A 12891-nucleotide genomic window follows, 5' to 3' on the forward strand; every position below is an offset into this window, starting at 1 on the left:
GGTATGAGCGAATCACAGGGCGGCGTCGACGAGGCCGGCGTCGACGAGACCGCCGCCGACGAGACCGCCGCCGACGAGGAGGGTTCCGAGACCGGCGCCGACGGGGACTCCTCCAATGGGACGGTGTCCTCCAAGGACACGAAGGAGGTGATCATGGAGGCGACGTTCCGCGCGCTGAGCAAACACGGGTACAAGGACCTCCGGATGCGCGACATCGGCGAGGAGATGGACCTCACGCGGCAGGTGATCCACTACCACTTCGACGGGAAGTACGACCTCATGTCCTCGTTCCTCGAACACATCATCGACCAGTACGAGGGGAGCGTGGTCGTCGAGGGCGACGCGGACCCGCGGACCGAGCTCCGCGCCCGCGTCGACCAGTGTCTGTTCGGTCCCGAGTTCGAGGAGTTCAGCCACTGGGACCGGATGAAGGTGTACCACGAGCTGTACACGCACGCGCAAAACGACGGCGAGCACCGCGAGGTGTTCAACGAGCACTACGAGCGGCTCCGCGGCAGCATCGTCGAGGTCGTCGAGGAGGGGATCGAGGAGGGGGTTTTCCGCGACGTCGACGCCGAACGGATGGGGCAGCTGGTGACCGACGTCATCCACGCGGCCCGCGGTCGTCGGATCTCGCTCGGCCACGAGGACGCGCCCGAGGAGGCCCGGAAGGCGATAGACGAGTTCATCTTCGAATCGCTCGAACGGACCGAGTAGGATTCACCCGGCGGGGTTCGGGACGGAGCGACGCCGTGAGGGGAAAACAGAGAGATACGGCAGATTAGAGCGGGACGACGGCCACCAAGATCTTCGCGTAGATCACCATCGCGAGGAGGGCGAACGGGTAGGTGTTCCCGTACCCCGCTGCGACCTCGTCGGCGCCAGTCGCGTCGATGGCCGCAGCGAGACCCTTCGTGTCGGTGTGCCCGCCGGTGATGCCGCCGGCGGCGTGGATCCAGTCCATCTCCCAGACGAACCTGGTGACGACCAGTCCGACGACGATGGCTGCGACGCTGTTGACTCCGGCGGTCACGACGATCTCGACGCCGTACTCAGCGATCGTGTCGACCAGCCCGGATCCCGCGTCGATCCCGACCACGGCGAGGAACATCGCGAGCGTGAACGCGCGGATCTCCGAGAGGATCGTCGTTTCCATGCGCATGGTGACCGGGCCGACCGTTCCGAGATACCCGAGGACGAGCGCGGTGATGAGCACGCCGCCGGTCGTTCCGAGAGTGATCACGCCGATCGGGCCGAGCGGGATCGGAACGCTTCCGAGAACCGACCCCACGGCCAGCACGAGCGCGAAGCCGAGCACGCTGAACGCGACCGTCTCGACGTCGGTCTCCTCCTCGGCGATGTCGCTCACCTTCTCGGAGAAGCGCCGCTTCTCGTCGTCGAGGTCCATCCCGCTCAGCTTCGGGTAGAGCTGCTGGAACATCACGATAATGAGCACTCCGATCACGTAGCCGACCGAGTGGCCGATCTGGTACTGCTGTGCGGCCGCCTCCGGGAGCGCCTCGACCGCCGATCCGAGGCCCGGGCTGCTCGTCAGCGCCCCCGAGAACGAGCCCATGATCAGTCCGGTCGACGCGTCGGGGAACACGAGGACCGTCCACACGTAGGTGAGAATCACCGCGATCGTCGGCATCAGCACCGAGATCGCGACGAAGTTGAGTCCGTACGTCTTGACCGTGCCCTCGATCTCGTGGGCCGCGATCAGTCCCACCGCGGCGACGAACAGCGCGAGCGTGAGTCCCGAGTACGCGCTCGGGACCGTGAATCCGAAGTGACCGAGCACCAGTCCCGCGAACAGCGGCCCGGCGACGCCGAACTTGATCCCGCGACCGAAGTCGATGCGGCCGAACGCCATCCCCACGACGACCGCGAGGAACATCACGAAGACCCCGCTGCCGAGGAGGGAGTCGACGAAGGTCACGGGGAGGTCACCCCCCGCGAACCGGTACGGTTCGGTTGCGTCGCACTCACCCGTCGTCTCGGACGCGTTTTCGCCGTGTCGGACATTGACGTGAGGGTTCTCAGTTGCGGGAGTCGTCTCCGAACCGACGCGTGACTATCGGCCCGATACACCGGACTTCACAGTCGGCGGTTCGGCCGTCCAGAAAGTATCTTTTGCTCGCGTTCCCGGAAGCCGATAAGCCCGAACCGGCGGCCAAGGGTGTCGGCGACGGATCCCCACGGCCGTCTGGGTGAGACCGTGAGTTACGGATCCTCGACGGCGACGAGCCGGGGATCGGTTCGATCGCGGCCCTCGCGGAGTCGGTGGGAGCCGTCGAACCGCACCGAGTCGCCGGGAGAGAGGTCGCCGTCGGCGGCCTGCGCGATCAGTCGGACCCCGTCGAACCGGATCAGCGCGAGGTGGTTCGGCGCGCGGACGTCGGGCGGCGTGGTCTCGACGGTCGTCGTCGCGACGACCGCCCCCGTTTCGAGTCGAACCGCCGAGGCGTCCGCCGACGAGCGACCGCAGTCCGGGCAGCTGCGCCGGTCGTAGTACCAGCGCCGACCGCAGTCGTCGCAGACGAAGGCGTGGTCGGCGGGGAGGCCGTCATCGGTCGAACCGCGCACCCCCTGGTTCGAGACCGTCACGCGCGCAACACCGTACAGACGCTGTTGTTCCCGAAGCCGGCGACATTGATCGCGAATCCCGTTTCCGCGCCGTCGACGCGCCGGGTCTCGGGGAGGTCGCCGCGCAGTTGCCACACGAGTTCGACGATCTGCGAGAGTCCGGTCGCACCGAGGGGGTGGCCGCGGGCCTTGAGTCCGCCGCCGGGGTTGACTGGGAGGTCACCGTCGAGCGCGGTGTCGCCGTCGAGCGTCGCCTCCCAGGCGGTTCCCGTCTCGTAGAAGCCCAGCTCCTCGAGTTCGATCAGTTCGAGAACCGTGAACGCGTCGTGGATACAGGCGACGTCGACGTCGTCGGGGCGGATCCCGGCGCGGTCGAAGACGCGGTCGCCCGCCGTCCGCACGGAGTCGATGGCGAGTGGGTCGGGTCGTTCGGCGACGGCGTGGGTCCCCGTCGCGCTCGCGATGCCGGCGACGCGGGGGGCACGGAAGGTCTCGGAGTCCGGGTCGGCCGCGTCCGCGACGGACTCGTCGTCACCCCGATCGCCTCCCCGCGTCAGAACGACCGCGGCGGCGCCGTCGGACATCGGACAGCAGTCGTACAGCCGAAGCGGCGCGGCGACGACCGGGGAGTCGAGCGCGTCGGCCACGTCGATCGGCTTGCGGAACTGCGCGACTGGGTTGTCGACCGCGTTGCCGTGGTTCTTCGCCGCGACCGCGGCGAGGGCTTCTCTGGGTGCGTCGTGGCGGCCGAGGTAGGCGCCCGCGGCGAGTCCGCCGAAGGAGGGGAGCGTGATCCCCTGCGCGTACTCGCGGCGGTGGACGAGTCGACTGATCGCCTCGGTGACGTCGCTCGTGTCGCCTGCGGACATCTTCTCTGCGCCGACGACGAGCGCGACGTCGGTGCGATCGCTCTCCGCACCTCCCGCGGCGCCGCCTTCGATGCCTTCGACCCCGCGGTGGAAGGCGCTCGCACCGGTCGCGCTCGTGTTCTCGATCCGGTCCGCGGACGCGCCGTCGAGACCGAGGGCGGCCGCGAGCGCGTTCGCGAGGCCCGCGCTCTCGTCGAGCGCCTCGGCGAGAGCGTTGCCGAAGTGGAGCGCGTCGACGTCCGCGGGGTCGACCGCGGCGTCCGCGAGGGCGCGCTCGGCGGCCGCGGCGGCGAGGTCGGTGAGCGAGCGCCCGGAGTCGCTCTCGAACGGAGTCATCCCGACGCCGGCGACGCGGACGCCGGTGGAGCCGGTCGCGCTCGGGTCCATCAGCTGTCGCCGTCCGCGTCCGCTTCGTTACCGTCGGCGTTCGTGTCGTCCGCTTCGTCGCCGAACACGCCGAGTTCCGCGAGGCGGTCGATCTCCGCCTCGGAGTAGCCGCGTTCGCGGAACACCTCGCGGTTGTGTTCGCCGAGCAGCGGCGGCGGGAGTTCGAAGCCGCTCTCGGCGTTGCGGAACTTGAGCGGGTGTTCGATCACCGGCACCTCGCCGAGCTCGGGGTGTTCGATCTCGGTGACGGTGCCGCGGGCCTCGATCTGCGGGCTGTCGAGCGCCTCCTCGACGCTGTACACCGGACCGGCGGGGACGCCGGCGTCCTCGGCGATGACCTCGATCCACTCGTCGGTCGTCTTGTCCGCGAGGGTGGTTTCGATTTCGGTCTCCAGCTCGTCGAGGTGTTCCACGCGGTCGGCGTTCTGCTCGAACCGGTCGTCCTCGGGGAGATCCGGGCGGTCGAGCGCCTCGCAGAGCTCGCCCCAGAGCTTCTCGTTGAGGATACAGATGTTGATGAACCCGTCTTTCGTCTCGAACGTCTGGTACGGGGCGAGAACGGGGTCTTTCGTCCCCATGCGCTTCGTCTCCTCGCCCGCGAACACCATCCCGGCCTGCTTGGTGAGCCACGGCAGCGTGGCTTCGAGCATCCCGAGGTCGATGTACTCGCCCTCGCCGGTCAGTTCGCGCCGGTACAGCGCGGTCGTCGCGCCGAAGGCGGCCCACATCGCCGTGATCAGGTCCGTCATCGGCAGGCCGACCTTCACCGGCTGCCGGTCCGCTTCCCCCGTGACGCTCATGATCCCGCTCATTCCCTGAATGAGGAGGTCGTATCCGGACCGCTCACGCCACGGGCCGGTCTGTCCGAACGCCGAGATCGCGAGGTAGATCAGGTCCTCGTTGTGTTCGGTGAGCGTCTCGTAGTCGACGTCGAGCCGCTCCGCGGTGCCCGGGCGGAAGTTCTGGATGAAGATGTCCGCCTCCTCGACCAGCTCGTACAGCGCCTCCAGGGCGTCGTCGTTCTTCAAGTCGAGTTCGAGGCTCTTCTTCCCGTAGCTCAGCGTCCAGTAGTACGGGGACTCGCCCTTGATGAACGGGGGACCGGAGTGACGGACCGCGTCGCCGTAGCCGGGCTGTTCGATCTTGACGACCTCCGCGCCCTGATTCGCCAGCATCGCCGAGCAGAAGCCGCCGGTGACGAACGTCGAGAGGTCGAGGACGGTGATGCCCTCCAGGATCTTCCCGCCGCCTGCGGGGTCGCCGGTTTCCCCGTTGCTGAAGCCGTCGGTACCGGTACCGTCGGTGTCGGTCACCGAATCACCCCGCCTGACGTGGGTATTCGTCTCATGCGTGTACGCACAGTTTGTTTACCGGATGGTAAAACTATCGGCGTCGACCGTGACATTCCTCGGTTCGGCGGGCTACCCGATTCGACTGGTTACTCGGCTCGGCAAGCTACTCGCTTCGGCGAGGTTTGGGGTTCGGCGAGGTTTGGGGTTCGGCGAGGCTTGGTGGCAACCGTCGGTTCCGATGGACAGCGGTTGTGACGGGTCGGCGTCCGTCGAGGCTCCTCCCCCACCCCCTTGTTTCGACTGGAACCCGGAGATACCGTGGGTGGTCGGCTGCTGTCTGAGGGAGGTCCGCGCAGTAGTTCTAAATATCGCTGTACACACAGACAAAAACAACAATTCCTCTACTAATATAATCCCGAGAGGATTATCAAGGGTACTATTCAAAGGACTTTGTATTAAAACCACCGGTACCAATAACCCGCCCACAGCCCCCACCCCACCTATTCTCCGTTCCACCCGAAACAAAGGGGTGTGGGGGTCCATCGGATCGACACGATCCATCCGACGGGACAACGGTACGGAAGCCGGACGACCTGACGGGAATAACCGACGGCAGGACGGATCGGGGACGCCGAACCGGAGAACGAGATGAATCCGAGGGCAACGACACACGACCGCGGGAACGGCCCGATCGCGACTTCCGTGACGGGGGGAACACCACGTACCGCGAAAGTCGGCCGACTCGCGGCGTCGTTCCACCGGAAACTCTCCCGTCGTTCCTGTTCCTTCGTCGATCGACACGCGCCGTCGATCGGTCTGAATACCCCTCAATAGGTCCGGACACCTCCCTATCGACTGGAATCTGCCCGGAAGTAGGACGACGCTGGGCGGAAGAGGACCGTTTCAACTCCAGAGAGGAACACTTTTGTACCGTCTCTTCATCTGCTTCGAGTGTATCAACTGGACGTGGTCGGTCTCCGATTCGACCACTGGTCCGTATTTCCGACCGGAGACGGCGTGAGAACCGACTTACCTGGCTGTCTCCACCTGAAACGGAGGGGTTCACATGGACGAAGGCGATCACACACCGCGGGCTGACGACGGCACCGAACCGGACGACGGCGACGGCCCAGATCATCGCAACGACTCCGGGACCAGCGACGCCGCGGTCGGAGACCGCGATTCCGACGGTCCGACTGAAACCGAACTTGACCGCGGTGACGACACTAACCTCGTCGCCGATTCCGACCTCGACGCCGATTCCGACCTCGACGCCGACTCCGATCTCGACGCCGACTCCGATCTCGACGCCGACCCCAACTCCGACTCCGGTCTCGATACCGACCTCGACGTCGAGGTGGGGTCGGATCTCGATTCCTCGAACATCGAACCCGTCGGATCCGACGCGCCGTCGTCCACCGGGGCGAACGACCGCTTCGACGCCGATTCCGATTCCGATTCCGATTCCGATTCCGATCCCTCGTCCGATTCCGATTCCGATTCCGATCCCTCGTCCGATGCCGCACCCGAAACGACGGGGATCGACAACGGTGGACGCGACCGGTCTTCTCCCGACGTCGACCTCGACGAGGTCGTTCTCGACGACGACGACGAGAATCAGGGGCTGTTCGACGACCTCCTCTCCGGCGAGCCGATCTTCGAGAACAAGGAGGTACTCCGACCCTCTTACACGCCGCACGAACTCCCGCACCGCAACGACCAGATCAACCGGATGGCGACGATCCTCGTCTCCGCGCTCCGCGGTGAGACCCCTTCGAACATCCTCATCTACGGGAAGACGGGGACCGGAAAGACCGCCTCGGCGAAATTCGTCTCACAGGAACTGGAGTCCACGTCCCAGAAGTACGACGTCCCCTGCGAGGTCGAGTACATCAACTGCGAGGTGACCGACACCCAGTACCGCGTCCTCGCCCAGCTCGCGAACACGTTCATCGAGGAGAACCAGAGAGTGATCTCCGACCGTCTCGACCGCCTCGAAGGCCTCCGCGACGACGCGACGGACGCCGACGGAGACCCGGGCGGCGACGCGACCGCCGCCCTCACCGGCACCGAGTTCGACTCGGTCGAGAAACTCGACGACCGCATCGAGACGCTGGAAGAGGACGCCGACGAGATGGAGGAGGTCCCGATGACCGGCTGGCCCACCGACCGCGTCTACTCGACGTTCTTCGAGGCGGTCGACTACCACGAGCGCGTGGTCGTGATCATGCTCGACGAGATCGACAAGCTCGTCGAGAAGAGCGGCGACGACACGCTGTATAACCTCTCGCGGATGAACTCCGAGCTCGACCGCTCGCGCATCTCGATCATGGGTATCTCGAACGACCTGAAGTTCACCGACTTCCTCGACCCCCGCGTGAAATCGAGCCTCGGCGAGGAGGAGATCGTCTTCCCGCCGTACGACGCCAACCAGCTCCGGGACATCCTCCAGCACCGCGCCGACACCGCGTTCAAGCCCGACGCCCTCACCGACGACGTGATCCCGCTTTGCGCGGCGTTCGCGGCGCAGGAGCACGGCGACGCCCGCCGCGCGCTCGACCTCCTCCGGACCGCCGGCGAACTCGCCGAGCGCTCGCAGGCCGAAATCGTCGCGGAGAAGCACGTTCGGCAGGCGCAGGACAAGATCGAACTCGACCGTGTCGTCGAGGTCGTCCGGACCCTCCCCACCCAGAGCAAGATCGTCTTGTTCGCCGTGATCCTCTTGGAGAAGAACGGCGTCCACAACATCAACACCGGCGAGGTGTTCAACATCTACAAGCGGCTCTGCGAGGAGATAGACGCCGACGTGTTGACCCAGCGGCGCGTCACCGACCTGATCAGCGAACTCGACATGCTCGGGATCGTCAACGCGGTCGTCGTCTCGAAGGGCCGCTACGGGCGGACGAAGGAGATGGGCCTCTCGGTCCCCGTCGAGGAGACCGAGGCGGTCCTCCTGTCGGACTCGCGGCTCGGCGACATCGAGAACGCGCAGCCGTTCGTTCAGGCGCGGTTCGATAACTGACCCCCCTCGCGAGCGTTACGTCGCTGATCTCCCTCGCGAGCGTTACGTCGCTGACGACCCTTCGACGAGTGCTACGCCGGAGCGGACGAAACGAGTCCCGATTCCGCCGCCGGAAGGCCGCTTCCGACCGCCCCCGTTATCGCCTCGTTCAGCTCCACCTGCCCAGTCGCGATCAGGCGGATGTACCCGAGATACGGGACCCGGAGGCGGGCCACCCCGTCGACCCACTCGGCCCTGACCGGCGGCGAGAGACCGCTGGCCTGGTCGTAGGCTCCGTTGTTGTCGCCGAGCGTGACGTACCCGTCGTGGGGCGCCGGACAGTTGGCGAGCGATTCGCAGTCGACGGCGTTGTGGTACTCCTCGTCGGCGCGGTCGTACCAGTTCTCTCCTTCGGTAACGTGGAACATGGCCCGGTGGATGATCGGCGACCCGGTCCGCCCCGGCGGCGTGTATATCATGACGGAGCCGTAGGATCCGAACGTCCGGTAGTCGACCGTCTCCCCGGCCTCGTGAGTCACGACGCCGACGCCGTTTTCGGCCGCGTCCGGCGCGAGCCGTCCGGGTTCGGTGACGAACACCAGATCGCCGACCTGCATGTTCGGCTCCATGCTACCCGACTCGACGGCCACCATCGGCGGCCAGACGCCGCTGACGCCGAACAGCAGCAGCCCGACCAGCAGGACGACGCCGACGCTCGAGAGCATCTCCCGGAGCCACATCAACGCGCCGTCGCGGTCGTGACGGAACCGGTACAGCAGCGACTCGTCGGCACCGTTCTCCGACGCTTCGGAACCCCCAGATCGCCTCTCGGGAACGGTTTCTCCCCCGATGTCCGAGGAAGCGTCGTCGACGTCGGAGGGTCTGTCGTCAGGTTCTACCTCCTCCGCGTCGGATCCGGACTCCGCCGCGAGGTCCGGTTCGTCTCGCTCCTCGGTCGGGTCATCCGGCTCGCCGACCGGCCCGGTCTCGGCCGCGGCGTCGACCTCGCGGTCACCGTCGGGAACCCTGTCGTCAGATCCGTCTGGCGCCTCGCTGTTCGATCCGTCTGGCGTCTCGCTGTTCGATTCCTCGCGACTCTTCTCGGACCCGCCTTCCGTCCGCTCGTCTCGACCGGCCGACTCGTCCGCGTCCGTCGGCCGATCCCCTTCGTCCATTACGACGGCATTGGCGGGTTTCGTTCATAAGCTTCCGGGTGCGGAGGCCGACCTCGATTCCGGATCACGACCGGCGACCCAGTCCGACGCCTCCGGAACGGTTTTGGCTGCGACCCCCGTTTCGAGTAGCGTGCCGCTGGAGTCGAACGCCCGCATCGCGAAAGCCCTCGCCGAGCGCGGCTACAACGCCGAGCGCGAGGCGATCACCCTGCTCGCGGGCGCGGCCGACCCGGCCGCCGCCGTCGCGGCCGCGGTCGACCACGCCCCGGACGAGGCCCTCCGGATCACCGCCGACCACGTCCGCGAGGCCACCGTTGACACCGAGAGATCCGCGGCTTCACCCGCGGAAACCGGACAATCTCCAGTCGAAACGAAGGGGTCTACGGATCACGGAGTCGGAGGGACCGAGACGGCCTCCGCGGCCGCGACGGCGGACGGCGAAACTGCTGCGGCCGCCGAATCGCCCGATTCCACGGCTCCCGACGCCTCCGCGACTGCCGACCCCGAAACTACTGACTCTCTCGCCGCCAATCCCGAACGCTCTCGCGACTCCGAACCTCCCCGCAATCCCGACCTGCGCGACCTGGAAGTCGGCAACGACATGACCGGGCACAGCACGGGAACCGGCGAGTACTCTGACTTCGTCACGACGTTCCGCGACCGCTACGAGCGGCTCTCGAAGATCCTCCGCGGCCGCGTCAACCACCGGCCCGCCGAGGCGATCGCGAACATGCCCGGCGGCAGCGACGCCGCGATGATCGGGCTGGTCAACGACGTGCGCTCCACCAAATCCGGCCACTGGCTCGTCGAGCTGGAGGACACCACCGGAACGTTCCCCGCCCTCGTGATGAAGGACAAGGGCCTCGCCGACGTCGTCGACGAGATCCTGCTCGACGAGTGTCTCGCGGTCGAGGGGACCCTCGCCGACGACGCCGGCATCCTCTTCGCCGACTCGCTCCACTTCCCCGACGTGCCCCGAACCCACCGCCCCGGCGGGGCGGACCGCCATGTCCAGGCCGCGCTGATCTCCGACGTCCACGTCGGCAGCGACGAGTTCATGGCCGACGCGTGGCACTCCTTCACCGACTGGCTCCACACGTCCGAGGCCAACCCGGTCGAGTACCTCCTGCTCGCGGGCGACATGGTCGAGGGCGTCGGCGTCTACCCCGACCAGGACGAGGAGCTGGAGATCGTCGACATCTACGAGCAGTACGAGGCCTTCGCGGAACTCCTCAAGGAGGTGCCCGCGGACACGGAGATCGTGATGATCCCGGGCAACCACGACGCGGTCCGCCTCGCCGAGCCGCAGCCCGGGTTCAACGACGAGATCCGGTCGATTATGGACGTCCACGACGCGCAGATCGTCTCGAACCCCGCCACCGTCTCGGTCGAGGGCGTCGAGGTGCTGATGTACCACGGCGTCTCGCTCGACGAGGTGATCGCGGAGCTGCCCGAGGAGAAGGCGAGCTACGACGAGCCGCACAAGGCGATGTACCAGCTCCTCAAGAAGCGCCACGTCGCGCCGCAGTTCGGCGGCCACACCCGCGTCGCGCCGGAGGAGCGCGACTACCTCGTCATGGAGGACGTGCCCGACGTGTTCCACACCGGCCACGTCCACAAGCTCGGGTGGGGAAAGTACCACAACGTCCTCGCGGTCAACTCCGGCTGCTGGCAGGCCCAGACCGACTTCCAGAAGTCTGTCAACATCGACCCCGACGCCGGCTACGCGCCCATCCTCGACCTCGACACCCTCGACATGACGGTTCGGAAGTTCTCGTAGACCGATTTCTTGACCGCGTCAGCGGTCGATGTCGACCCGTCCGCTCGTGGCGTCGTTGAGCCGCTCGCGGAGCGCCTCGACCTCCGCGACCGGAACCCGGAGGTCGAACCGGACCCGCTCGCCGTAGTCGGCGTCGAACTCGACGCCCGTCGACTCGATCACGCCCCGGACCGTCCCCGAGTCGTCGTACTCGGTCTCGACGACGAGGGTGCGGTGCGGGCGCTCCTCGATCACGCCGGCCTCGTCGACTGCCTCTTTCACCGCGCGCGAGTAGGCGCGCGCCAGCCCGCCGACCCCGAGGTTCGTCCCGCCGTAGTACCTGGTCACGACCGCGACGACGTTCCGGACCTCGCGCTGCTGGAGGACGTTCAGCGCGGGCTTGCCCGCCGAGCCGGTCGGCTCGCCGTCGTCCGACGAGTACTCCCTGAGCATCGGCTCCGACCCCGGTGCGCGCTCCGACGGCTCGCCCGCGGGGACCCGGTACGCGGGCACGTTGTGGGTCGCGTCGGCGTACTCGCCCCGAACCGCCTCGACGAACGCCTCCGCCGCCTCGACCGTGTCGACGGGCGCGACGTGCCCGAAGAACTCCGACCCCTGGACCTCGAACCGCGCGGTCGCGCGCTCGGCGACCGTCCGGTACGCGTCGGTCACGGCGCCTCCTCCCCTCGTTTCTCCTTCTCTTCCGCTCTCTTCTCCGCCACCTCTGCGTCGTCCTCCCGCTGGCGCTCGACGACGACGCTCGTCGGCGGCGCCAGCCGGTACAGCGCGAGGTAGGCGCCGACGCCGACGACCTCGACGACCGCCGCGGCGACCGCCAGCGGCTCCGCGGCGAGCGCCGCGGCCGCGCCCGTCCCGTGCCACGCGAGGAACCCGCCGAGGAACGTCCCGAGCGTGCCCGCGCCGAGCGCGTACAGCCGGCGGTACTCACCCGCGCGTAGCGTCGCGACGGCGACCGCAACCGCGAGCGCGCTCCCCGCGATGAAGAAGTAGGGGCGCGCGTCCGGCGGGGACCCGAGCCGCGGCCACGCCCACAGCAGGTGGACCGCCGCGGCGACGACCGCGGTCTGGACCGCGATCCCGCGGAGGATCCGCTTTCTCGGCGTGTTCCGTCCCTCTGACGCCTCTCTCGCGGACTCACCCGTCATTCCCGTGACCCCTCGTTCCCGCGCCGCGACATCTTATTCCCACGGGTGGTTACCGCGCGCGTCGGGCCACAGCGGGTACCAGTAGGACTCGTCGTCCTCCAGGCCCAGCTCGCCGTCGAGGACCGACTGGAGCTTGAACTCGACCTGCTGGTTCCGGTCGCTCGTCCCCTTCGGGGAGAACGGGTAGTACGCCCCGCGCCGGAACGAGTAGATCCAGTAGGCGTCCGTACCGTCGCGCTCGAAGCCGAAGACGGCGGCGAGCAGCCGCGACCCGAACCCATCCTCGATGAACTGGTCGGCCGCGAAGTGGACGCTCGTCACCAGGTCCTCGGGGTCGTCGTCTTCGAGGACGAACCACTGGTAGCCGTGGTCGTCCTCGTGGCGGTGGAACCCCGTCCCGGTGTCGATCTCGCCGGCCTCTAAGATCGCCTCGACGGTTCCGACCGCGTCGTCGAAACGGGTGCTGTCCACGCCCGAGAAACACAGCGCGGCCTCGCCGCAGTGGTCGTAGCCGAGGTCCGCCTCCATCGTCATGTACGCGGTCGACATCCCGAAGAGGTCCTCGGGGTCCGCCTCGCGGGTCGCGTCGGTCTCGGCGCTGGTCCCGAGCACGGCCCGGATCGTGTCGAAGATGCCCATCTGGGTGGGGCTACGGG

11 protein-coding genes are annotated in these 12891 nt (G+C 67.5%); 3 read left to right on the forward strand and 8 right to left on the reverse strand.

The window, feature by feature from the left end:
• The first annotated feature begins 3 nt into the window (after positions 1-3).
• Positions 4-717 carry a TetR/AcrR family transcriptional regulator gene (locus J2744_RS13335; RefSeq protein ID WP_210113766.1) on the forward strand — a complete coding sequence of 238 codons (714 nt, stop codon included), beginning with the start codon at positions 4-6 and terminating at the stop codon, positions 715-717.
• Positions 718-781: 64 nt separating this feature from the next.
• Here J2744_RS13335 and J2744_RS13340 read toward each other — a convergent pair whose 3' ends face one another.
• From J2744_RS13340 to J2744_RS13355, 4 genes are all read right to left on the reverse strand, one after another.
• Positions 782-1939, reverse strand: coding sequence for an aspartate-alanine antiporter-like transporter (locus tag J2744_RS13340; RefSeq protein WP_210113767.1), 1158 nt, complete (start codon positions 1937-1939; stop codon positions 782-784).
• A 284-nt stretch (positions 1940-2223) separates the two neighbouring features.
• Entirely contained in the window at positions 2224-2607 is a 384-nt protein-coding gene (locus J2744_RS13345; protein WP_210113768.1) for a PhlB family protein, read from the reverse strand.
• On the reverse strand, positions 2604-3842 hold the full coding sequence (locus tag J2744_RS13350) for a thiolase C-terminal domain-containing protein (RefSeq protein ID WP_210113769.1): 1239 nt from the start codon (positions 3840-3842) through the stop codon (positions 2604-2606). The genes J2744_RS13345 and J2744_RS13350 overlap by 4 nt, the downstream gene beginning before the upstream one ends.
• The gene (locus tag J2744_RS13355) at positions 3842-5155 is read right to left on the reverse strand and encodes a CaiB/BaiF CoA transferase family protein (RefSeq protein ID WP_394357722.1); all 1314 of its coding nucleotides are present in this window, start codon (positions 5153-5155) and stop codon (positions 3842-3844) included. Before J2744_RS13355 ends, J2744_RS13350 begins: the two co-directional genes overlap by 1 nt.
• Before the next feature lie 1045 nt (positions 5156-6200).
• Here J2744_RS13355 and J2744_RS13360 point away from each other — a divergent pair.
• On the forward strand, positions 6201-8156 hold the full coding sequence (locus J2744_RS13360) for a Cdc6/Cdc18 family protein (RefSeq protein WP_210113770.1): 1956 nt from the start codon (positions 6201-6203) through the stop codon (positions 8154-8156).
• A gap of 71 nt (positions 8157-8227) precedes the next feature.
• Here the strand turns inward: J2744_RS13360 and J2744_RS13365 are convergent, their stop codons facing one another.
• Positions 8228-9310, reverse strand: a complete 1083-nt coding sequence (locus J2744_RS13365) for a S26 family signal peptidase (RefSeq protein ID WP_210113771.1) — start codon at positions 9308-9310, stop codon at positions 8228-8230.
• A 130-nt stretch (positions 9311-9440) separates the two neighbouring features.
• Here J2744_RS13365 and J2744_RS13370 point away from each other — a divergent pair, with 130 nt between their 5' ends.
• Positions 9441-11090: a DNA-directed DNA polymerase II small subunit gene (locus J2744_RS13370; protein WP_210113772.1), complete on the forward strand. Its 1650-nt coding sequence runs from the start codon at positions 9441-9443 to the stop codon at positions 11088-11090.
• 18 nt (positions 11091-11108) lie between these two features.
• On the opposite strand, the gene J2744_RS13375 is transcribed toward J2744_RS13370, so the two are convergent.
• The 3 genes from J2744_RS13375 to pspAB are packed head-to-tail and all read right to left on the reverse strand — an operon-like array spanning position 11109 to position 12874.
• On the reverse strand, positions 11109-11741 hold the full coding sequence (locus J2744_RS13375; protein WP_210113773.1) for an IMPACT family protein: 633 nt from the start codon (positions 11739-11741) through the stop codon (positions 11109-11111).
• Complete coding sequence (locus tag J2744_RS13380) at positions 11738-12235, reverse strand: hypothetical protein (protein ID WP_210113774.1); 498 nt, start codon at positions 12233-12235, stop codon at positions 11738-11740. Before J2744_RS13380 ends, J2744_RS13375 begins: the two co-directional genes overlap by 4 nt.
• Positions 12236-12268: 33 nt before the next feature.
• Positions 12269-12874, reverse strand: coding sequence for a PspA-associated protein PspAB (pspAB, locus tag J2744_RS13385; RefSeq protein WP_210113775.1), 606 nt, complete (start codon positions 12872-12874; stop codon positions 12269-12271).
• Between the last annotated feature and the right edge of the window lie 17 nt (positions 12875-12891).

The sequence above is a fragment of the Halorubrum trapanicum genome (assembly GCF_017873555.1).
Classification (GTDB): Archaea; Halobacteriota; Halobacteria; order Halobacteriales; family Haloferacaceae; genus Halorubrum; species Halorubrum trapanicum.